This is a genomic window from Billgrantia lactosivorans (assembly GCF_003254665.1).
GTDB classification, from domain to species: Bacteria; Pseudomonadota; Gammaproteobacteria; order Pseudomonadales; family Halomonadaceae; genus Halomonas; species Halomonas lactosivorans.
The window spans coordinates 253207-274957 of the sequence record NZ_QHGY01000002.1 but is presented as its reverse complement, the minus strand read 5'-3'; the positions used below and the strand labels follow the sequence as shown (position 1 = coordinate 274957).

Here is a 21751-nt window from a genome sequence, read left to right as displayed (position 1 = left end):
GAAGATGGAATGCCCCCATACCAGTCCGACAAAAGATAGCCTGTTAAGGTTCGAGCTTCGAGTCGGACTCGCGCCAATTGGGCGCCACCAGGCCATGGCGGCGCATGCGCCGATAGATGGTGGGTCGTGAAACGCCGAGCCGCCGCGCGGCGAGGCTGACGTTCCAGCCGCTGGCACGCAGCAGTTCATGCAGCGCCTCGCCCTCGTCCGCCGCCCCCTTCTGCGTCACCGCGATCGTCTGCGCTGCGGCGACGAGGTGCCCCTGGCACTCTTCCGGCAGGTCGTGAAGCGTGATCTCGCCACCCTCGACCGTGGCCAGGGCGAAGTCCAGTGCGTTCTTGAGCTGACGGATGTTGCCCGGCCAGGCGTGGGCCAGCAGTGCGCTCATGGCATCGGCACGCAGGCGCACCTCCCGTTCGCGCTCGGCAAGCAGTGCCTGGTAGACGCTGCGAATCACATAGTGCTTGTCGGCCCGCTCGCGCAGCGCCGGCAGCCGCAGTTGGGCGCCGTTCAGCCGATAATAGAGATCTTCACGGAAACCGCCCCGGGCAATCAGTTCGCTCATGTCGCGGTGGGTGGCAGTGATCACGCGGATATCGACGCGCAGCGCCTTCTCGGCCCCCAGCGGCATCACCTCTCGCTCGGCCAGCACGCGCAGCAGCCGGGTCTGCAGCGTCAGCGGCATGTCGCCGATCTCGTCCAGGAACAGGGTACCGCCGTCGGCCTGCTGGATCAGCCCGCGCATGCCCTTGCTGCGCCCACCGGTGAAGGCGCCGGGCAGGTAGCCGAACAGTTCGCTCTCGATCAGCGACTCGGGAATCGCCGCGCAGTTCACCGCCACGAAAGGTCCCTTGGCGCGCGTACCGCTATCGTGCAGCGCCCGGGCCAGCACCTCCTTGCCGGTACCGGTCTCGCCGGTGATCAATACGCTGACCTCCTCGTTGCGCAGCCGCCGCGCCAGCTTGAGCACGCGGTGCATGGCGGGGTCGTCCGAGGCGAGCCGGTCCAGCGCCGGCACAGGCGTAAGCGTAGAGGAAGGCGGCAAGCCATGCGGGGATTGGCGCCGGCCCCGCGGCTCGACCAGGGTGATGAAGCAGGTGGTGTCGTTGGCGCGCGCCCGAAAGGCGCGAATGCCATCGTCGCTGGCCGCCGTTATGCCCAGCAGCTCACCGAGCTCGCCGTCGAACAGCTGGGTGATCGAAGGCTGCCAGCCCGGCGACCACGGCGGCCAGCGCCGCAGGTGGGCGTCGATCAGTGCGCGGCCGGCGCCATTGGCGGCGATCACGCTGCCGTCCTCCTCGATGGCGATCAGCCCGCGGCCATTGAGATGAACGAACTCGCGCGCGGTATCGAAGCGCAGCATCAGGCAGTGGCGGTAGCGGTGCAGGAAATAGGCATCCTCGATCATGCGGGCGTAGAGCGAGACCAGCGGCAGGCCGAAGTTCTGGCTTTCCTGGGCGCGCGGCGACTGCAGCGCGGAGATGTCCAGCACCGCGATGACCTGCCCCTGCGGGTCGGTGATCGGCGCCGCCGTGCAGGTCAGGCTGATATGGGTGGCGTCGAAGTGCTCGCTCTGGTGGCAGGTAATCGCCTGGGCGTCGTGCACGCAGGTGCCGACCGCACAGGTACCCGCGTAGCGCTCGTCCCAGTCGGCGCCGAGATAGAGGCCCGCCCGGCGCAGGTCCGGCTCCCTGTCGCGCTGGCCGCGAAAATCGACGGTGATGCCCTGCCGATCGGTGAGCAGCAGTACATAGCCCAGCGGGGCGATCTGGGTGAAGAGCTGGTCGACACCCGCCCGGGCGACGTGCAGCAGCTCATCCACCGGCTCACGGTGCTCCTTGAGCGCCTGCTGGGTCAGCACCCGCACGGGACGGGGGCGGCCGGGGTCGAGCCGGTACTCGCCGACGCAGCGCTCCCAGGAGCGCCGAATCACTTCCCGGCAGCCGCCCAGGTCGGCCGGCTGGCCTTCGCTGAGCCGGATCAGGGTCTCGATGTGCTGGCGTTGCTCGTTACGCAGTAGCATCGCTGCCTCCGGTGCCATCCTGCCACGCTCCTGTGGCAGAGGCCCTTGTTGTTGTGTGGCAGTGTTGTGTAGCAGAGCTGACTTCAAGCCTATGCCGTACCGAGCAGGAGTCAATCGGCTCTGCCTGCGCCCTTGGTCGGGGTTTACAGGTGTAACGCCAGGCCAACCCTGCTACGTGACAGCTGTCATGCGCGTTACAGGTCGGCAGAACAGCGCATTGCGCTACCGCCGTTAATGTCCCGCTAGAAAACCCAATATTTTCAATTGACTGAAAGAGTTCCTTGCGCAATCTCCGCGGCTGGCACGGTTTCTGCCAGAACACAGGGCGTCCCCCAACAACAAGCGGAGAACAACGATGACGACACCCACGCCAACTCAACGTGTTCAGCAGTGGCTGCACGACTTCGAGAACGCACTGGAGCAACGCGATATCCAGCGGGTCATGGCCCTGTTCGATGACGAGTGCTACTGGCGCGACCTGGTCGCCTTCACCTGGAACCTCAAGACGCTGGAAGGCAAGGACGAGATCCAGTCGATGCTCAACGCCACCCTGGGCGAAGCGCGCCCCGCAAACTGGCAGCTCGATGGTGAGGCCACCGAGGCCAACGGCGTAACCGAAGCCTGGTTCACCTTCGAGACCGGTGTGGCCCAGGGCAAGGGCCTCTTGCGTCTCAAGGACGACAAGTGCTGGACCCTGCTGACCACCATGCAGGAACTCAAGGACTACCCCGAACCGCGCGGCGCCAGGCGGCCCATGGGAGCCGAACACGGTGCCAGCAAGACCCGAGAGACCTGGCTCGAGTCGCGCCAGCGGGAAGCACAGGAACTCGGCTACACGCGCCAGCCCTACTGCGTGATCATCGGCGGTGGCCAGGGCGGCATCGGGCTCGCCGCGCGGCTGCGTCAGCTCGACGTGCCCACCATTGTGCTCGACAAGCACCCTCGTCCCGGCGACGCCTGGCGCAACCGCTACAAGTCGCTGTGCCTGCACGACCCGGTATGGTACGACCACCTGCCCTACATCCCCTTCCCCGAGAACTGGCCGGTATTCGCGCCCAAGGACAAGATCGGCGACTGGCTGGAGATGTACACCAAGGTGATGGAACTCAACTACTGGAGCGCCACCGAATGCGAAGGCGCCAGCTTCGACGAGGCCAGCGGCGAGTGGACGGTGCGCGTCAACCGCGACGGCGAGCAGGTCACGCTCAGGCCCAAGCAGCTGATCCTGGCCACCGGCATGTCGGGCGTGCCCAACGTGCCGCACTTCCCCGGCGCCGAGACCTTCGAGGGCGAGCAGCAGCACTCCAGCCAGCACCCCGGGCCGGACGCCTATCGCGGCAAGAAAGTGGTCGTGGTGGGTTCCAACAACTCGGCCCACGACATCTGTGCCGCGCTGTGGGAGAACGATGCCGACGTGACCATGCTCCAGCGCTCCTCGACCCATGTGGTGAAATCCGACTCGCTGATGGAGCACGCCCTCGGCCCGCTCTACTCGGAGGAGGCGGTGAAGAACGGCATCACCCACGACAAGGCCGACCTGATCTTCGCCTCGATCCCCTACAAGCTGCTACCCGACTTCCAAAGGCCCGCCTTCGACCGGATCCGCGAACGCGATGCCGAGTTCTACAAGAAGCTGGAGGATGCCGGTTTCCTGCTCGACTTCGGCGACGACGACTCCGGGCTGTTCCTCAAGTACCTGCGGCGCGGCTCCGGTTACTACATCGATGTCGGTGCCTGCGACCTGGTGGCCAACGGTGACATCAAGCTGCGCAGCGGCGTGGGTATCGAGCGCATCAACTCGCGCTCGGTGACGCTCACCGACGGCTCCGAGCTGCCCGCCGACCTGATCGTCTACGCCACCGGCTACGGCTCCATGAACGGCTGGGCGGCACGCATCATCTCCCAGGAGGTGGCCGACAAGGTCGGCAAGTGCTGGGGCCTCGGCTCCGACACGACCAAGGACCCCGGCCCCTGGGAGGGCGAGCTGCGCAACATGTGGAAGCCCACCCAGCAGCAGGCGCTGTGGTTCCACGGCGGCAACCTGCACCAGTCACGCCACTACTCCCACTACCTGGCACTGCAGCTCAAGGCGCGCAAGGAAGGCATCCCGACACCGGTTTACGGCCAGCAGGAAGTGCACCACCTCGCCTGATTTCCGCCTGACACAGCGGGCCGGCGCACGCCGGCCTGCCTCACGAGACAACGAGGCCATTCCATGAACGACGACAAGCACACCATGCAGGCGGCCGTCTGGTATCGCGCCCGCGATTTGCGCGTGGAGAGGGTGGCAACACCTCGAATCGAGGACCCGCATCAGGTCAAGGTGAAGGTCGCCGCCTGCGGCATCTGCGGCAGCGACCTGCACGAGTACAGCGCCGGCCCGATCTTCATTCCGGTGGACGAACCACACCCGCTCAGCCAGCAGTGCGCGCCCATCATCATGGGCCACGAGTTCGCTGGTGAAGTGGTCGAGGTGGGCGAGCGCGTTACCCGGGTCAAGCCAGGGGATCGCGTCGCCATCGAGCCGATCCTGTCGCCCCATCGAGACGGCAGCTACCTGATGGAGCGCTACAACCTCACGCCCTTGCTGGGCTTCCACGGGCTCTCGGGGGGCGGCGGTGGCTTCTCGGAGTACACCGTGGTTGGCGAGCACATGGTTCACCGCATGCCCGATGCGCTCTCCTACGAACAGGGTGCGCTGGTGGAACCCGCCGCCGTGGGCCTGCACGCCGTGCGCCAGAGCTCGCTGAAAGCCGGCGACAGCGCCGTGGTGCTCGGCGCAGGCCCCATCGGCCTGATGGTGATCGAATCCCTCAAGGCCGCCGGCGCCGCCGAGATCTACGCCGTCGAGCTCTCCGAAGTGCGGCGGCAGAAAGCCAGCGACCTGGGCACGTCTATCCCGCCGTCATGGCGTTGATGGAACAGGGCTACTACCGCGCGGAGGATCTGATTACCGCGCGCATCGCCCTTGCGGACGTTGTCGAGAAAGGCTTCGAAACGCTACTCAACGACAAGTCGCAGGTGAAGATCATCGTGGAGCCGTAGCTCCCAGTCGAAAGCGGCGCAGCCATGATGGTTGCGCCGCTGTTTACAGCTCATCTAGTGGCGCTCACCTATTGTCGCTCGAGGCAATCAAGGTGCCTCCCGCTCCCAGGAAAAGCCCGCCGGTGGTGCGATGAAAGGCGCGCATCCTGCCGGGGCTATCGAACCAGCGGCCCAGGCCCGAGCCCAGGGTGGCGTAGAGTGTCATCAGGGTGGTGTCGATGACCAGCCAGGTCAGCGCCAGGATGACGAACTGGATCAACTGCGGCTCGCCGATGGCGATGAAGTTGGGGAACAGGGCGGCGAAGAACAGCAGGTCCTTGGGGTTGCCGATTCCCACCAGGAAACCCTGACGGAACAGGGCAGGTGCGGATTGCCGATTGGCCGGCCCCGCTGCGGGCGCCTCTTCCATCGGCGAACGGGGCACGGTCAGCCAAGCCTGCAAACCCAGATAAACAAGATAAGCACCGCCGACCAGCTTGAGCACGAAGAAGGCCGTTTCCGAGGTGGCCAGAACAGCGCCGAGGCCCAAGGCGGAGAGCGCCATCAGAACCAAAGACGCCATGCCACCGCCCAGCACGGTCGCAAAGGCCCTGTGTCGCCCGAAGCGCAAGCCATGGCTGGTGCACAACAGCGCCACCGGCCCGGGAAAGATGATCAGGGCCGTAATCACGCCCACGTAGGTTATCCAGGTCCACCACTCCACGGTCCATCTCCTTGTAGCTCACCATGTCGCCTGCTGCAGGCGGCCGAAAGCAAAGCTCGAGCTTACCGCAAAGGTTATTGCTGCGCCTGAGTCGACAGAAGCTCCCGGGACGTTCTCTGCAGGTAGGCGAGGTGGAGAAAGGGCACCAGCAGCGGGCTGGCAAAGACGCCCAAGGCAATGATGATCCCCCACTCCGGCAGCTCCCAGCCGAAGGCGACCAGGCAGAACAGCACCAGGGAAACGTTTACCAACCCGGCACCCATGCAGGCGGCTCGCCACCACCAGAGGAACCGCGCTCGCTGTGCCAGGTACGTGATTGCGGCACACCATAGCCCAACGATACCCAGGAACCCGACGAACACAAAGAGCATGATCGCCAATTCTTCCAGCCCCCAGGAAAATCCCACCGTCATTAACAGGCCCAAGCCGAAAACCAGGCAGAACATGCTGACCGGTAGTGCCAGCAAGACCATCTCGGCGCAAAGTAGGATACGGTGGAATAGTTCCCGATTCACGGCCCTTCCTGCCATGAGTTCACTCGATCCATATCATAGGTAATGCCTCAGCGCCTCGGAGCCCCTAACCCTTGGCAATCAGGAAGGTGCCGGCAGCGGCCATCAGGGTGCCTGCAGAACGGTTGGCGCCTTTCATGGCCCGCTTGGTCTGCAGGAAACGTCGTGCGCTCGAGGCGCCGGAGGCTACCAGCATCAGCCCCGCCATCAGACTGACGAAGGTGAGCCCGACCACCAGCACCATATCGTGGGAAGCCAGGGCAGTGAGGTCGATAAAGGTGGGAAGGAAGGCGATGTAGAAGAGGATCACCTTGGGGTTGGAGGCGGAGATCAGAAAGCCTTGCAGGAAATTCTTCACGGCATCCCCCCGCTGCTGCTCGGGCGCCAGCGGCTCGGCCTCGACCGGGGCGGTCCACATCTTCCAGCCCAGATAGAGCAGGTAAGCGGCACCAAGGTAGCGAATTACCGTGAAGGCCTCGCTCCAGTTCTCGGCGATGGCCGCCAGGCCGTAGAATGCCAACAGCAGGTAGAGCAGGTCGCTGAGGGTCATGCCCAGCGCCAGCGGCACGCAGACCCGCGCGCCGGAGGCCATGCCTCGTGCTAGAAGGGCAAACACCCCAGGCCCGGGGGTGACGGCGAAGACAAAAATGGCCACGACATAGAGCAACGCGCTTTCCAAGGGCATGGGTTTCCTGCCTGAGTCGAGGAGGGACGAATGCCATCATGCAACAGCGGCGACCGGCATGCCATCGTCACTCGTTTGACACCTGTCTCCGCTAGCGTCGGCCAGAACCCTCTTCGGCAGGAGCCCCTGGATGACGCGACCCAAGCGCGAACCGCTCAGTGAGGCGGAGCTCGAGTTCCTGGTCCAGCTGGCCAACGGCAACGCCCTGGCCCGTCAGCGCCGCCGCGAGCGCGAACGCCAGCGCGCTATCCGTCTACGCCGGTACGATACACGGCGGTGAAGCATCTAGGCCGGCAGTGCCTCGACAAGCGGAGCATGCCACCACTGCCTTCTGCTACGTTGAACGAAGCCCTCTTGGGGCGAAGAGACTCGCAATGCCCACTCTGGATGATCGCCATGCCTGACGGTCGTGAAGATCTCGAGCCCGAACATCGCCCCGAGGCAGTGAAGGAACGCCTTTCCCGTCCAGCACAAGCGAACTCCATTCCCGATGCGATACTGGGCGGTATCGATGGTTGCGTAACGACCTTCGCCGTCGTTTCAGGTGCATTCGGCGCCGGCTTTTCCCCTACGGTCGCCCTGGTACTCGGTTTCGCCAATCTCCTTGCCGACGGCTTCAGCATGGCCGTCAGTAACTACGAGGCTTCACAAGCGCAGCAGGAGCATATCGACAGCGTCACTCGTCGCGAATATCGCCATATTCAGCTCATCCCCGAAGGAGAGCGAGAAGAGATACGTCAGATTTTCCGTGCAAAAGGCTTCGAAGGGGAATTACTGGAAAGCGTAGTGGACACCCTGACCGACGATCGCGATATCTGGGTGGATACCATGCTCAAGGAGGAGCATTCCCTGCAGCCCGTCGGCTTGAATCCCCTGCGCGCCGCGCTGACCACCTTCTTCGCTTTCATCATCGTAGGCGCCATGCCCCTGTTACCCTATGCGTTGCCGGGCCTAGATGCTGCCACACAGTTCCTGGCAAGCCTGCTTATCGCCGGTGCGATGTTCTTCGGTATCGGCATGCTCAAGAGCCTTGTCTACCACCGTCCAATGCTGCGTTCCGGGTTTCGCACCCTGTTGATGGGCGGCGCTGCCGCCGGCCTCGCCTTCCTCAGCGGGCATCTGGCCCATGCGCTGTTCGGCCTGGGTTAGCTACCGCTCCATCTCCCCGAGCAGCTCCAACTCCGCATCGTGCATGGAGACGAGCAGCGGCTCGCCGCGTTCGTTGATACGGAACTGCCCGTAGCGGGCGGGTTCGTAGCGCTCGGCATGGCCCTCCTGGAAGAAGAAGGCGTCGGTGGCAAACCGGACCTGGCCGTTGCGCATCCGGTAGCGCAGGCGCCTCTCGTCGGTGGCGAGGGAATCGTTGCTCGCGCCCAGGCGCTGGAAATGCGCCACCCGGTCTTCGTCCAGGCGGACGACGACATGCCCATCGGCGGCATGCAGCTCGTCGCCCTGCCGGTGCCCTTCATGCAGCGCCTGCTGGATCTGGTTGCCGATCTCGAAGTTCAGCGCCATGTAGTCGCCCTGCATCAGCGAGCGCGGGTCCACCGGCGCCAGCTCCAGGAAAACTGCTTCGCCTTCGGCCAGGTGGCGCTCCTTGGCCCAGATGCTCCAGTTGACCAGCGCCAGGATCAGTACGGTGGCGATGACCACCACGACCCTGTCGAGCTTGGCTGTCGCGATCATTGGCTCAGCCCCTCCCCCGCATCGGCCCTGCCATCGTCCTTTCCTTCGATTGGCCACCCGCGGCGCAGCGCCCAGCGAACCGCCAGCAGCAGTCCACCCAGGGCAAACAGGGTCAAGGCCTTGCTCAGCAGGGTCGCCTCGAGCCAGTAGTAATAATTCGAGATGGAGAGCAGCAACAGCAGCACGCCGCTCCCCAACACCAGTCGGTGGCCAATGGCAAAGCCCAACATCACCACCACGGCGCCCTGGATCAAGCCATGGGCCTGGAGTGTGAGCAGCATCAGCCCGGCCACGGCGCCATAGGCGGCCAAGCGTTGGCCCGTCCCGACGCCGCCGACGTGGTGCAGAAGGACGTGCCGAAGCAACAACACCAGCGCGAGCATGCCCAGAGCCTCCCCCGCCCAGGGTTCCAGCCACGCCAGGCCGGTAACGTCACCGCCACGCCAGTTGAGCAGCGGCTGGCCGGAGTTGGCCAGGGCCTGGATGGCCAGCAAACCCAGCAGCAGGCCATAGCCCAGCGCCTGCAGCGTGCGCAGCCGTGACGGCCAGCGAAACTCGTTGAGCCAGAGCGCGGTCAGCGCCAGCAGCACCAGACCGCCGGCCAAGGAAGGAACAGCAATACCCTCGGCCAAGGCCAGGTAGAGCGCCAGGCTGGCGGCAAAGGCGGAAAAACTACGGTGGGTCAGGCTCGGCATCGCCAGCGCAAGGGCAACCTGCAATACCAGCAACGACCACCACAGACCGGCGTTCGCGCCTTCCAGCAGCGAGGCGACGGCCCAGGCCACCAGCAGTTGCCCCGCCAGGCTCGCGGCCAGCGCCAGGTGTTCGAGGAAATCACCCCTGGCCTTCTGCAGCGCCATGAAGGCGCCGGCGATCATGACCAGTCCCAGGGTGGCGGCGGCAGCGCTGCTGTCGAGCACGAACACCGCCCCCATGGCGAGGAAGCCGAGCAGGAACAGGGCGGCCAGCCAACCCGAGAACGCCTGCAGCGCGCGCACGAACCAGGGCGCCTCGAGGGCTGGCGAGCCTTCGCCTTCCGTCACCGTAATACCGGCTCGGCCAAGTCGCTCTTTGAGGGGCGTGATGGAACGACTCATGAAGATGTCTCCGTGTGCGTGGCCCGAGTCGTATCGATATCACGATCCCAGGGCGCCACATCGCCGCCGAGCCGTTCGGCCAAAAAGTCTATCATCGCCCGCAGCAGCAATGGCTGATAGTGGCGCGACAGGTAGACGGCATGAATCCCCAGCAGATCAGGCTCCCAGGCCGGCAATACGGGCACCAGGCGGTTCTGACGCAAGTCGTCGGCGACGAAATAGGTCGGCAGCAGTGCGATGCCGGCGCCGGCCAGCGCAGCCACTCGCACCACGCCGGCCTCATTGCTGGACAGCCTCCCCGCCACCGGCACGGTCATGCTACGGCCTTCCCGGCGCAGGGTAATCTTGCTGCGGCTCACATAGGCGTGTCCCACATTGGCGTGTTCAGCCAGTTGCTCGGGTGTTGTCGGCACACCGTACCGCTTCGCATAGTCGGGTGACGCACACAATACCGAGCGGCAGGAACACAACCTTCTCGCCACAAGCGCCTCGTCAAGCTGATTGGTAATGCGTACCGCCAGGTCCACTCGCTCCTCCACCAGGTTGACGGCCCGCTCCAGCACCAGCAACTCGACCTGCGCCTGCGGGTGACCTTCGAGAAACTCCGCCACCGCCTCCGCTAGCCAGGCCTGGGCGAACGATTGGCTGGTAGCGATGCGCAGCCGGCCTTTTGGCTCGATACCGCGCGCACCGGCCGCAAGCTGCACTTCATCAGCGAGGTCCAGCATCTGGCGGCAGCGGGTAAGTGCCTCGTGGCCGGCGTCGGTCAGCGCTATGCGGCGCGTCGTGCGGTGAAGCAGCCGCACGCCCAGCCAGCGCTCCAGGCTCTCGAGATAGCGGCTGGCCATTGCCCGCGACATATCCAGTGCCTCGGCGGCCGCGGTCACGCTGCCGCGCTCGGTCACCGCAACGAACACCTGCATGGCAGTGAAACGATCCATCTATTTGCTCGATCTGGTTGACAAACTGTCGTCAAGAATAGCGTATATCCCGCCATTACGAACCAATATCCTGTGCCGACCCAACCACTCGTTTTACTCACCTTGCAGGATAATGCGATGAAAAACTCCCTCTCTCTGAGCCGCTGGTTCATCCTCGCCATTACATCGCTGGGCTTCGTGTCCGCCAACGCCGCCGCACAGGCCGACGAGGCCGCCACGGCACCGCTGACGCTGCAGGTCTATAACGCCGATGCCGGCAGCTTCCATGTCAATGCCGTACTGGTGTCCGGCGAGAGCGACGCCGTGCTGCTGGATACCGGCTTTACCCGTGCCGATGCACTGCGCATCGCGGCCATGGTGTTGGACAGCGGGAAAAACCTGCACACCATCTACATCAGCCAGGCCGACCCGGATTACTACTTCGGCATCGACGTCCTCAAGCAGTTTTTCCCCAACGCGGAGGTGGTAGCCACCGAGCCGACGGTGAAGAAGATCGAGGCCACCCTGCCGACCAAGTTGCAGGTCTGGGGCCCGCGGATGGGTGCCAACGCACCGCAGCAGGTGCCACTACCCGAGGTGCTGCCCGGCAACACGATCATGCTCGAGGACCAGGTACTGGAAATCCGCGGCCTGGACGACAGCCTGCCGCACCGGAGCTATGTGTGGATTCCGTCGATCGAAGCGGTGGCCGGTGGCGTGAACGTATACGCCGGTCTGCATGCATGGACCGCCGATGCCCAAACAGCGGCGGAGCGCGCAGCCTGGGTAGGGAAACTGGACGACATCACCGCGCTGAATCCGGCCATCGTGGTACCGGGCTACTCGCTTCCCGGACTGCCGCAGGATGCTTCGCAGCTGGCTTACACCAAGGACTACCTGCAGCGCTTCGACACGGAATTGGCCCAAGCGGAGGACAGTGCAGCGCTCATCGAGGCGATGCAGGACGCCTATCCGCAAGCGGGCCTGGACATCGCGCTCGAGATCGGTGCCCAGGTCAACACGGGTGAGATGGAGTGGTAATTCCCATGAGCGAACAGACAACCTCTTCCCGCCCCGGCACCTCCGGGGCGGTAACCCTGCACTACATTCTCGACCCGCTGTGCGGCTGGTGCTACGCCGTTGCACCGCTGGTCCAGGTGGCTCATCAAGTGCTGCCGATGCAGCTACACGCCGGCGGCATGATGGCCGGCCCCAACCGTCGTCCCGTGACGCCACAGCTGCGCCAGATGGTGGAACCGCACGACCGGCGGATTGCCCAGCTCAGCGGCCAGCCATTTGGAGACGCCTATCGCAACGGCCTGCTCTGCGACCCAAGCGCCGTCTTCGACTCCGAGCCGCCGATTACCGCCATTCTGGCGGCCGATGAGCTCGCCGGCCGTGGGCTGGATCTGTTGGCACGCATTCAGACAGCCCACTACGTCGAGGGCCGGCGCATCGCCGACCCAGCGGTGCTACGCATCTTGGCACGTGATATCGGACTCGACGGGCCGGCCTTCGACGCGGCCTATGCCGCACAGCAGGGCGAGCCGACCCAGGCGCATATCCGCGCCAGCCGGGAACTGCTGGCCCGCGTGAATGGGGCGGGGTTTCCGACCCTGGTACTCGAGCAAGTAGGTCGCCATGAGATCGTGGACATCATGAGTTATCTCGGCCAGCCGTCGGCTTGGCGGAGCCATCTCACCGAGGTGTCACGCCACGGTTCATGACGACATCTCCACATGCAGCCGCTTGAGCCAGACCACCGCCGCGGCCCCCAGCGCCAATACCACCACGGCCAGCAGCAGGAAGCCACCCGCCTCGGCCTGCCACAGCAGGTGGCGGGCCAGGAACAGGGTGACAACGGCGATCACCGACAGGCAGCCGCCCGCCAGCATGAACAGATCCGGCCGCCAGTGGCGGTAGACGGCATAGAGCGCCGCCAGCCAGAGCGGATAGACCAGAATGGCAGGCGAGACATCGACCCGCTCATCGAAGATCAAGACGATCACCAGCAGGGTCAGGGGAATGCCGCTGCCCAGCGCCAGCAGGCGCGTGGCCCATCCGGCCGCCAGCCAGCGCCAGCGCCGCGCGCCCAGCTCCCACAGCGCCAGCGCCACCGTGTTGAGGGCGAACAGCCCCCACAGGGCGGCAGTCTCGCTGGCGAACAGCGCGCCAAAAGCCCCGCCCCAAGTGCGGAAGTAGAGCGCCAGCGCAATATTGAGCAGCCCCAGCCACAGCACCCAGAGCGCATCGAAGCGCGCCACCAGTACCCAGGGCAGCATCATCACGGCCCAGGCGAAGAACAGCTGCCACGGATCGGCACCGGTCTGGTAGACCTGGCCGAACAGAGCCAGCAGCACGCCGAGCAGCAGCGAGGCCGCCGTCAGCGCTACCCGTGCCACGGTGCTCTCCTTCGCACCCTCATCCACTCCGCCGCGCCCGGCGGCCCACCAGTACACGCCGATGGCCGCCAACAGCGCCGCCTGCACCAGCCCGAAGCGCAGCCAGCGCCCCATCTCGGTCCAGTTATAGGCAATCAGGAACAGCAGCGAACTGACGAGCGCCAGCGTGCCCAGCCACAACAGCAGCCGATCCAGGAACACCGCCCAGGCCCGCCCCGAGGGATACAGCCCCGAAAGCGCCACCGCTCGGGCCACCTGTTCACGCGGAATCGCACCGCGCTCGATCAATGCCACCAGCTCACGGCGAATTGAGGCCATGTCGTGTCCTTGAGTGACTTTCCGTCACCTGGCTTATAGCAGAGTACAGCGCATCGCCAGAGCCATCTGCTAGAGCGCCGCTATGGCCCGCCATGCCTCGGCGATGTCCTGCTGGCCGAAGACTTGTACCCCATGCTGGCGAAGCAGCGCCGCGGTGACGCCGGCACCGGCCCGTTTCTCACCCGAGAAGCTTCCGTCGTATATCTGCGTGCTACCGCAGGAGGGGCTGTACTCGGTAAGGACTGCCACCTTGATGGCATGCTCCCGGCACAGCTGGAGTGCCAGCGAGGCTCCCTGCCGAAACACCTCGGTGAGATCGGCACCGTCGCGATCGACGACCTGCGCCGAGCCGGCGAGTACCCCACCCCCGTCGCCGGCGATGATTTCGGCGGGCGCCCGGGGCGTGGGCAGGCCGGCATCGACCTCGGGACATACCGAAATCACCCGACCCTCGTCCTGCCACCGCGCGAGGATCTCCGAGGCCAGGCTCTTGGCACCGCCGTCGTAGCGCACCCGCCTGCCCAGCAGGCAGGCGCTGACCAGCACCTTTTCCATAGCCCCTCACTCCCAACCGCAAGACTCAGTGTTCAAGAAGACTATTCTCGACCCAGATAGCGCGGCTTGGCGATACCTTCGAGTTCAACGAAAGGAATGGACAGCTCGGGCTGGCCAAGGGCATAGGGGGCGATCTCGTAGACGTTGTATCTCACCACCCAGGCGCTTTCGAGCGGCGCGACGTTGCGGCTCGGGTAGAGCGGCCAGCCGGCGGCGAACTCGTCGTCCAGTTCCTGCTCTCTCAGCCAACGCTCATGGGCCCGAACCAGGGTCTGCTGGAAGGCCGGAGCCTGGCCGTCGAGCAGCATGTCGTCGAGCGAGACCACCTGCCCAAGACGCTCGTCGATGACCATGAACTCGGTCAGCGGCATGCCATGGGCCTGCCCGGCGTGGTAGACATAGCCATCGAGTTCGATGATCAACAGCTCGTCGTGCCGGGCCAAGGCCTGCGCCTCGAGCCCAACACGGCTGGCGGAGTGTGTGGCGTACTGGCGTGCTTCCCTGGCCTGGGCGAAGAAGGCATCGGCAAAGGCTTCCCAGGAGTCGCTCGACCACTCGGTCTCGCCATCGGTGATCCCCTGCCCCATGAGGAGCAACCGCGTGCGCAGATGATCACTCAATACCGGCGAACCGGGGAAGTGCAGCGCACTCACCTCCACCACAGCACACGGCTCCACCGGGCAGTCGGGCTCCACGAAACTCGTCTCGAAGGGCTCGTAATCGATCTCCTTGGCCTGCATCGGCGCCACCTCGGCCCGACAGCCGGCCAGTGCCAGCATTCCCCCAACCAGCACGGCTCCCCTAGGACATTTCATCTTCGCTTCCTTCCGGCAGGCCCCATGGGCAACGGGGTTAACGCACATTATCGCCTACTTTAGCGGATGCCATATCGAATAGCCTGCCGCGGGCGGGCCTATTCCCCGCATTACGACAGATCGGCAAGAAGCACTTCCCCCTTCCACCTCTTCCCCTTCATCGCAGAACGGCGCCGAGCGTCTCGAAGATCTGCAGGCAGCAGCACATACTGATGGACACGAATCGTCAGGCTCGGGACGACTCCGGCTCGTAGCCTCTCTCAGCTAACGGTAATGCGATGGATGCGCTGATCTCGGCCGCGGGCCGTGCGCTCTCGGCGGGCGATCCCCTCGGGGCCTTGAACCGGGTCGCCCTGCGTGACGATGCGCCGGCGCTGGCGCTGCGGGGGATCGCGATGGCCCAGCTTGGCGATTTCGCACGGGCCAGGCTGCTGTTGCAACGTGCGGCACGCGCCTTCGGTACCAGGGAAGAGATGGCTCGTGCGCGGTGCATCGTGGCCGAGGCCGAGATCGCCCTGGCGTCGCGCGTTCTCGCCTGGCCCACGAAGCGGCTCGACTCGGCGCGGGCCACGCTCGAATCGCACGGCGACCTGACGAACGCCGCCCACGCGCGGTCCCTCGAGGCTCGCCGCCTGCTCCTGCTCGGCCGCCTGGGCCAGGCGGAGCATGCCCTGGCCCAGCTTGAGCCCTCCGCCCTTCCTCCGGCCCTGGGCGCCGTTCATGCGCTGATCGTGGCGGGCATCGCCCTGCGCCGGCTGCACACCGAAGCAGCACGCGCCGCGCTGAAGCGAGCCGAACGGAGCGCTCGCCTCGCCGGCGTCCCCGCGCTGATGGCGGAAGTCGAAAGCGCCTGCCTTGCCCTGGATGCCCCTGCCGCACGCCTGGTGGAGCATGGCCGGGAGCGCCCTCTGCTGTTGCCTGAGGTCGAAGCGCTGCTGGCATCCAAGTCACTCGTCATCGATGCCTGCCGCCATGCCGTGCGCGATGGTGATGACGTGGTCTCGCTCACCACGCGCCCGGTGCTGTTCGCCCTGGCCCGCTTGCTGGGCGAAGCCTGGCCGGCCGACGTATCGCGGGATGCGCTCATCGCCCGGGTGTTTCGCACCCGCTTCGCCGATGAATCTCACCGGATCCGGCTGCGGGTCGAACTCGGCCGGCTGCGCACCGCCCTCGCCCCCTTGGCCGGAGTGCGCGCGACGCCTCGGGGCTACATGCTGGAGCCAGGGGCCGCATCGGAGGTCGTAGTGCTGGCTCGCCCCATCGAAGGCAAGCATGGCGAGGTGCTGGCCCTGCTCAGCGACGGCGAGCCGTGGTCGAGCTCGGCCCTGGCCATGGCCCTTGGCGTCAGCCAACGCAGCATGCAGCGAGCGCTCGAATTTCTCGCCGATGCGGGCAAGGTGCAGCCCTTCGGACGCGGCAGGGCACGGCGCTGGATCGCCCCTTCGGTGCCGGGTTTCACGACAACCTTGTTACTCCCAGGCCCGCTGCCTGGCGCATAGGCTGAAGAGGTCCCTACCAACGAGGTCAACGACATGAACCGTTCAGCAGCGGAAGTACTCAAGGAGTTCGGCCCCTTTCCCGGCGTCGAGCACGTGCACGGCGTCAGCTACGACGGCCGCCATGTGTGGCTTGCCACCGGCGACACGCTCAGCGCCTTCGACCCCGACACCGGCGAGCCGCAGCGCTCGATCGAGACCGCCGCCGATGCCGGCACGGCCTTCGACGGCCAGCATCTGTTCCAGGTCGCCGAGGACCGCATCCTCAAGATCGAGCCCGCCAGCGGCCACATCCTCGCCACCATTCCCGCCCCGCCGGGGGGCAACTCGGGGCTGGCCTGGGCCGAGGGTTCGCTCTGGCTGGGCCAGTATCGGGACCGCAAGATCCACCAGATCGATCCCGACAGCGGGGCGATTCTGCGCACCATCGAATCCAATCGCTTCGTCACCGGCGTCACCTGGGTCGATGGTGAGCTCTGGCATGGCACCTGGGAGGAGGAAGGCAGCGACCTGAGGCGAATCGACCCTGATTCGGGAGAAGTGCTGCAGCAGCTCGACATGCCCCAGGGAATGGGCGTTTCCGGGCTCGAATCGGATGGCGCCGGGCGTTTCTTCTGCGGCGGTGGCGCGAGCGGCAAGCTCCGGGTCGTGCGCCGACCCAGGTAAAGGTAGTGCGGCGTGACGGCTCCGGTGGCGAGCCGTCACGCCTCGTGGATAACACTCCTAAAGAGAGCGAGACCTGATTGGGAGTAAACCAGCGTAGCTCCGATGGGCCCGGCAAAAATTGCCGGGCCCTGTCGTATCGGACATTGTCGGTTGCGTCACGAGGAGGGCGGGCGAGCCTCCTGCCGACTCCCCTTGGCGATGTCGTACTGGCTGAGCACCACCACCTCGCGCGGCCACCAATTGGGATGTTCGTCGCGAACGAAGGCCATCATCCGCTCAAGAACGCTCTTTTCGGCGACCCAGCCGGAAAAAGGATCGGAGGTCATGAGATAGCAGGTGACCGTCTGGGCCGTCTCGGTCTGCCCCGTCACGTAGCAGCACAGCTTGTGATGCTCGATGACGCTGTCCTCCTCCTTGGCGTACTCCAGGAACTTCTCGCGGATGACATCGATGTCGGCACTCACGTGCAGCTTCATCTCGAAGTAGCGATACATCTTGGCGCTCTTGACGGAGAGGTTCTCGAAGGGCCGGGAGACGAAGTAGGTCACCGGCACGATCAGGCGCCGCTCATCCCAACTCCTCAACCGAATGAAGGTGTAAAAGATACCTTCCACATAGCACCACTGGCCCTCGAACATCACCAGGTCGCCGATACGGATGGGCCTTGCCAGGGACACCTGGAACGACGAGAGAATGTTACCGAGCACTGCCTGCCCCGCGATGCCCACCAGTACCGCCAGCACGCTGGCCGAGGCCAGCAGAGACATGCCCAGGGTCTCGAACAGCTGGATCTGGCTCAGCACATAGACCGAGACCGCGGTCACCGTGACCAGGATGATGACCCGACGCAGCGCATACAGCGAGGTGAGCAACTGGCGATCGTCCTTGGGCTTGGTGTCGTCGATCTCCCCCACGATGCGCCGCGTCACCTTGAGCAAAATGGTATCCACCAGGCGTAGCGCGATCGTACCCGCACCCCAGGCAATCAGGAGGATCAGCAGCACATGAATGAAGGTGGTCGCCACGGCCGTGAAGGAGACCACGTAATTGAGCAGTCCCCGGGCGACAAACGCCATGACCAGCAGCGCCATGGGCCCCTGGATGCGGCTGGCGAAGATGCTGGGCACCCCCTTGGGAAACCTGCGCGCCAGCAAGCCGACCAGGCCATAGACACCCCATCCCACCATGCCGATGACCAGCAGGAACACCGGGATAGCAAGCCACTCCCAGAGCTGAAGCTTCCAGAGCGGGGTCTTGAAGCGCTCCGGAATGTGCCGCTCCAGCAGTGATGGGCCGTAGGCCTCATAGAGTTGGGGTATGTACGAGACACTGTCCTGGGTGATCAGCCACACCGGGTCCTGATCTCCGTCCTCCACCCGGTAGCGAGCCAGGCGAATATCGTAGGCCTGGTTGTCGATCGTGAGAGAAGCCAGCTCGAGGCTTCGGCGCGGCTCGCCCGTCTGGGGATGCTGGCCAGATGGATCCTCGATGGCAGCATCCTCCCGTCCGGACAGGTCGGAAACATCGATCCACTCGCCTCGCCTGAGAACCTGATCCAACTGCCTGGCCAGTTGGGGTCCGCGCTCCTGCTGCTCCGCCTCGTCCAGCTCGGAAAGGTTGAGAATATGTGCCGCCGCGGCAAATTTTCGCTCTTCCGTGAGCTTCTGAAAGCTGCGAATCGCTTCACGCGGCGTCTGCCGCTTGACTTCATCGGGAGCCTCGTCGAGCCCCGCGTTCAGCGAATCGACGGAATACCATTCCTGCTGCTCTTCGCTATCGCTATCGCTCCCGTTGTCGCTATCCTCTGCCGGGGCCTGCGCCAGGCACAGGCCGGAAAAGAGTAGCGCTACCATGAGCATCAGCGGCATCAGCCACGAGCCGTTTACTTTCATGCCTGTCTTCCCTATTGCAGCGGACCTGCTGCCGGCTCCCTTCGACAGCTCCGTTCAGGTCTTACGGACCTGGCCCATAACGCCCCCGGATCACGGGCTGCTCGCAGTACAGCGCACAGGTTACCGCTTCGTCCAGTCCGGGGTCTGACGCTGCCGCCGTGCCCCCTGCCCCGAGGCAGCCCCGCCTGGCCGACGGCGGCAGAAAATAAAAAATATAACCTTTGACCCACACAACCAAAGCATGACACCGTGGGTGTCAGTTGGTAGGCAAGCAGCATGGTTTCAGTAGCGTTCGGATTCGTTCGGCAGCCCTGTGATTTCTCCTTGTTTTACCCGCTACTCATCTGGGTAACACCAGGAACATGGCAAGGCGCAATAGCGCGAAAGGAATTCGATTATGACGACTGGAACAGTCAAGTGGTTCAATGACTCCAAGGGCTTCGGCTTCATTACCCCGGCCGATGGCAGCGACGATGTCTTTGCCCACTTTTCCGAGATCCAATCGGAAGGCTTCAAGTCCCTGCAGGAAGGTCAAAACGTCACGTTTGACGTGACCCAGGGCAAGAAGGGCCTCCAGGCCTCGAACATCAAGCTCGCCTGACCTTAACGGTCGCGAGTTCTCGAACCTCCCCGGTTCGACAGCAAGGCCCGCCTAGGCGGGCCTTGTTGCGTCGTGGGTTGGGCGCGCGAAATCGGGAATGCGGAAGCGGCGGCGATAGGCGCTCGGGGCGAGGCCGGTGGTGCGCTTGAACAGGCGCCGGAAGAAGGCCGAGTCCTCGTAGCCGACCCGCCAGCTGATCTCCTCGACCGAGGCCTCGGTGCGCTCGAGCCGGCGCTTGGCGTCCTCGATGCGCAGGCGCTGGACGTAGGCGATCGGCGTCAGGCCGGTAGCACTGGCGAAGCGCCGCTTGAAGGTGCGCTCGGCCAGCGACGAGCGCTCGATCATCGCCTCCACCGGGCGGGCGAGCGCGAAATGTTCACCCAACCACTGCTGCGCGCGCTGGATCTCGCCATCGCCATGATCCGTCTTGGCGGCAAACACCAGGTAGGGCGTGAGACCATCCTGGTGCCACTGCAACGCAAAGGCCCGAGCGACCTCCTGCGCCATGGTGGCCCCGGCGTAGCGCGCGATGAGATAGAGCGCCAGGTCGTGCCAGCTCATCGAAGCCCCCGAACTCACCAGCTCCTCGTGCTGGCCGGCAATCACCAGCACGCGCTCGGGATGGGTCGACACGGCGGGATAGTCGCTCATGAACGCCTCCGCATAGCCGAAATGCACCGTCGCCTCCTGGCCGTCGAACAGCCCGGTCTCGGCCAGCAGGAACACGCCCGAGCATGCCGAGCAGAGCACCGCGCCCCTTGCGTGCATGTCGCCGAGCCACCCGGCCAGACGGGGGTAGCGCCCCTTCTCCCAGCCCTGGGGCGGGAGCAACACCGAGGGCACGATCACGATGTCGCTCGTCTCGATGCTGTCGATGGCGCGCTGCACCTCGATCGGCACGCCGCTGGCGAGCCGCATCGGACCCATCGCCTCTCCCACGATCTCGACATGAAACGGGGCCACCGCGCCGGGCGGCACCATGCCCATCAGCGAAATGGCATTCAGCACGTCGTAGAGCCCGGTGAGGGTGGATACCACGGCATCAGGCAGCGCCACGAGGCTGACGTGACGAGGGCTCGCTTCGGCAGGGCTGGTCATGGCGCGTGGCGCCTCGCGGGAAGGGAATAGTCAGTGTGGCACAAACAGACCGATTCCGGGCGATTTAGGCTCTTCAGCGGGCCGGGCCACCCGGTGATGATGAGCGGGACGCTACCCCCTCAACAACAAGACAGGAACTGCACTTGATGAACGCCCCTGCCATCGATCCAACCAAACTCGAAGCCTTGGTCAACCTGGCCGTCAGCGACATCTCCGCCGCCTACGGCGGGGTGATGATCAGCCTGGGCAGCAAGCTCGGCCTTTACCAGGCCATGGCGGGCGCCGGCCCGCTCAGCGCCGAGGAGCTCGCCAGCCGCACCGGCTGCGCCGAACGCTACGTGCGCGAGTGGCTGAACGCCCAGGCCGCCGGCGGCTACGTGGGCTACCACGCCACCAGCGACCGCTACGAACTCTCCCCCGAGCAGGCCATGGTACTGGCCGACGAGGAGAGCCCCGTCTTCATCCCCCACGCCTGGCAGGTGCCGGCCTCCATGTGGTTCGACGAAGAGCGCACCCTGGAGGCGTTTCGTACCGGCAAGGGCGTGGCCTGGGGCGACCACGACAGCCGCCTGCAGTGCGGCGTGGCGGCCTTCTACCGCAACGGCTATCGCGCCAGCCTGGTACCGGAGTGGCTGCCCGCCCTGGAGGGCGTGGTCGGCCGGCTCGACGCCGGTATCGCCGTGGCCGACGTGGGCTGCGGCCACGGCCACTCGACCGTGCTGATGGCCAAGGCTTTCCCCAACTCCCGCTTCCACGGCATCGATGCCCACCCGGCCTCGATCGAGGCGGCTCGGCGCAACGCCGACGAGGCAGGCGTGGCCGACCGCGTCAGCTTCGAGATCGCCCGGGCGGTGGATTACGCCGATCGTCAGTATGGCCTCATCTGCTTCTTCGACTGCCTGCACGACATGGGCGACCCCGTTGCCGCCGCCCGCTACGCCGAGCAGGTGCTGGCCCCTGGGGGCACGGTGATGCTGGTCGAGCCCTACGCCCAGGACAGGGTTGAGAACAACCTCTCCGTCGTCTCGCGCATGTACTACGCCGCCTCCACCACCATCTGCTGCGCCCACGCCATCTCGGAAGGCGGCCAGCTCGTGCTCGGCGCCCAGGCCGGCGAAGCCCGCCTGGCCGATGTGTTCCGCCAGGCCGGCTTCACCCACTTCCGCCGTGCCGCCGAAACGCCGTTCAACCTCATACTCGAAGCGCGGCGGTGACGTGACGGGCCCGCCCAGGCGGG

At 65.3% G+C, this 21751-nt stretch carries 23 protein-coding genes; 11 read left to right on the top strand and 12 right to left on the bottom strand.

The annotated features are described in order from the left end of the window. Positions 1–43: 43 nt before the first annotated feature. Positions 44–2023, bottom strand: coding sequence for a sigma-54-dependent Fis family transcriptional regulator (locus tag DIS04_RS06825; RefSeq protein WP_111413308.1), 1980 nt, complete (start codon positions 2021–2023; stop codon positions 44–46). 355 nt (positions 2024–2378) lie between these two features. Here DIS04_RS06825 and DIS04_RS06820 point away from each other — a divergent pair, with 355 nt between their 5' ends. The 3 genes from DIS04_RS06820 (at position 2379) to DIS04_RS20835 (ending at position 5068) form a co-directional block, all read left to right on the top strand. Further along, complete coding sequence (locus tag DIS04_RS06820; RefSeq protein ID WP_111413028.1) at positions 2379–4175, top strand: NAD(P)/FAD-dependent oxidoreductase; 1797 nt, start codon at positions 2379–2381, stop codon at positions 4173–4175. Positions 4176–4238: 63 nt separating this feature from the next. After that, positions 4239–4940, top strand: a complete 702-nt coding sequence (locus DIS04_RS06815; RefSeq protein WP_281270177.1) for an alcohol dehydrogenase catalytic domain-containing protein — start codon at positions 4239–4241, stop codon at positions 4938–4940. Beyond that, entirely contained in the window at positions 4931–5068 is a 138-nt protein-coding gene (locus tag DIS04_RS20835; protein ID WP_281270176.1) for a hypothetical protein, read from the top strand. Before DIS04_RS06815 ends, DIS04_RS20835 begins: the two co-directional genes overlap by 10 nt. A gap of 64 nt (positions 5069–5132) precedes the next feature. On the opposite strand, the gene DIS04_RS06810 is transcribed toward DIS04_RS20835, so the two are convergent. From DIS04_RS06810 to DIS04_RS06800, 3 genes are all read right to left on the bottom strand, one after another. Continuing rightward, positions 5133–5771: a LysE family translocator gene (locus tag DIS04_RS06810; RefSeq protein ID WP_111413027.1), complete on the bottom strand. Its 639-nt coding sequence runs from the start codon at positions 5769–5771 to the stop codon at positions 5133–5135. Between the two features lie 74 nt (positions 5772–5845). Beyond that, entirely contained in the window at positions 5846–6286 is a 441-nt protein-coding gene (locus DIS04_RS06805) for a hypothetical protein (RefSeq protein WP_162623024.1), read from the bottom strand. A gap of 64 nt (positions 6287–6350) precedes the next feature. Next, complete coding sequence (locus DIS04_RS06800) at positions 6351–6968, bottom strand: LysE family translocator (RefSeq protein ID WP_111413025.1); 618 nt, start codon at positions 6966–6968, stop codon at positions 6351–6353. Between the two features lie 130 nt (positions 6969–7098). Here DIS04_RS06800 and DIS04_RS20425 point away from each other — a divergent pair, with 130 nt between their 5' ends. After that, positions 7099–7248 (top strand): hypothetical protein, encoded by a 150-nt coding sequence (locus DIS04_RS20425; protein ID WP_162623023.1) that lies wholly within the window; start codon positions 7099–7101, stop codon positions 7246–7248. A 116-nt stretch (positions 7249–7364) separates the two neighbouring features. Further along, on the top strand, positions 7365–8117 hold the full coding sequence (locus tag DIS04_RS06795; protein ID WP_111413307.1) for a VIT1/CCC1 transporter family protein: 753 nt from the start codon (positions 7365–7367) through the stop codon (positions 8115–8117). On the opposite strand, the gene DIS04_RS06790 is transcribed toward DIS04_RS06795, so the two are convergent. Genes DIS04_RS06790 through DIS04_RS06780 form a run of 3 tightly spaced genes read right to left on the bottom strand, consistent with a single transcriptional unit; the run spans position 8118 to position 10692 of the window. Beyond that, a complete protein-coding gene (locus DIS04_RS06790) occupies positions 8118–8654 on the bottom strand; it encodes a GDYXXLXY domain-containing protein (protein WP_111413024.1) in 537 nt (178 codons plus the stop codon). It abuts the gene before it with no gap. Continuing rightward, on the bottom strand, positions 8651–9751 hold the full coding sequence (locus DIS04_RS06785; RefSeq protein WP_111413023.1) for a DUF4401 domain-containing protein: 1101 nt from the start codon (positions 9749–9751) through the stop codon (positions 8651–8653). The genes DIS04_RS06790 and DIS04_RS06785 overlap by 4 nt, the downstream gene beginning before the upstream one ends. After that, complete coding sequence (locus DIS04_RS06780) at positions 9748–10692, bottom strand: LysR family transcriptional regulator (RefSeq protein ID WP_111413022.1); 945 nt, start codon at positions 10690–10692, stop codon at positions 9748–9750. Before DIS04_RS06780 ends, DIS04_RS06785 begins: the two co-directional genes overlap by 4 nt. A 117-nt stretch (positions 10693–10809) precedes the next feature. Here DIS04_RS06780 and DIS04_RS06775 point away from each other — a divergent pair, with 117 nt between their 5' ends. After that, complete coding sequence (locus DIS04_RS06775; protein WP_111413021.1) at positions 10810–11712, top strand: MBL fold metallo-hydrolase; 903 nt, start codon at positions 10810–10812, stop codon at positions 11710–11712. Between the two features lie 5 nt (positions 11713–11717). Further along, the gene (locus DIS04_RS06770; RefSeq protein WP_111413020.1) at positions 11718–12398 is read left to right on the top strand and encodes a DsbA family protein; all 681 of its coding nucleotides are present in this window, start codon (positions 11718–11720) and stop codon (positions 12396–12398) included. On the opposite strand, the gene DIS04_RS06765 is transcribed toward DIS04_RS06770, so the two are convergent. The 3 genes from DIS04_RS06765 to DIS04_RS06755 all read right to left on the bottom strand — a co-directional run bounded on the left by DIS04_RS06765 (position 12393) and on the right by DIS04_RS06755 (position 14761). Further along, entirely contained in the window at positions 12393–13391 is a 999-nt protein-coding gene (locus DIS04_RS06765; protein WP_111413019.1) for a DUF2157 domain-containing protein, read from the bottom strand. The genes DIS04_RS06770 and DIS04_RS06765 overlap by 6 nt on opposite strands. Positions 13392–13460: 69 nt before the next feature. Beyond that, complete coding sequence (locus DIS04_RS06760; protein ID WP_111413018.1) at positions 13461–13946, bottom strand: 2-thiouracil desulfurase family protein; 486 nt, start codon at positions 13944–13946, stop codon at positions 13461–13463. A gap of 41 nt (positions 13947–13987) precedes the next feature. Next, positions 13988–14761: an RsiV family protein gene (locus DIS04_RS06755; protein WP_111413017.1), complete on the bottom strand. Its 774-nt coding sequence runs from the start codon at positions 14759–14761 to the stop codon at positions 13988–13990. Positions 14762–15039: 278 nt separating this feature from the next. On the opposite strand from DIS04_RS06755, the gene DIS04_RS06750 reads away from it, so the two are divergent. Together DIS04_RS06750 and DIS04_RS06745 are read left to right on the top strand one after the other, a co-directional pair. Beyond that, entirely contained in the window at positions 15040–16260 is a 1221-nt protein-coding gene (locus DIS04_RS06750) for a helix-turn-helix domain-containing protein (protein WP_111413016.1), read from the top strand. A gap of 33 nt (positions 16261–16293) precedes the next feature. Next, on the top strand, positions 16294–16923 hold the full coding sequence (locus DIS04_RS06745) for a Vgb family protein (RefSeq protein ID WP_111413015.1): 630 nt from the start codon (positions 16294–16296) through the stop codon (positions 16921–16923). Between the two features lie 155 nt (positions 16924–17078). On the opposite strand, the gene DIS04_RS06740 is transcribed toward DIS04_RS06745, so the two are convergent. Next, complete coding sequence (locus DIS04_RS06740; RefSeq protein WP_111413014.1) at positions 17079–18815, bottom strand: mechanosensitive ion channel family protein; 1737 nt, start codon at positions 18813–18815, stop codon at positions 17079–17081. Positions 18816–19212: 397 nt separating this feature from the next. Between DIS04_RS06740 and DIS04_RS06735 the strand changes: the two genes are divergently transcribed. Continuing rightward, entirely contained in the window at positions 19213–19416 is a 204-nt protein-coding gene (locus tag DIS04_RS06735) for a cold-shock protein (protein WP_111413013.1), read from the top strand. Positions 19417–19467: 51 nt separating this feature from the next. On the opposite strand, the gene DIS04_RS06730 is transcribed toward DIS04_RS06735, so the two are convergent. Further along, positions 19468–20514 carry a GlxA family transcriptional regulator gene (locus DIS04_RS06730; protein WP_111413012.1) on the bottom strand — a complete coding sequence of 349 codons (1047 nt, stop codon included), beginning with the start codon at positions 20512–20514 and terminating at the stop codon, positions 19468–19470. Between the two features lie 146 nt (positions 20515–20660). On the opposite strand from DIS04_RS06730, the gene DIS04_RS06725 reads away from it, so the two are divergent. After that, complete coding sequence (locus DIS04_RS06725) at positions 20661–21728, top strand: class I SAM-dependent methyltransferase (RefSeq protein ID WP_111413011.1); 1068 nt, start codon at positions 20661–20663, stop codon at positions 21726–21728. Positions 21729–21751 lie beyond the last annotated feature (23 nt).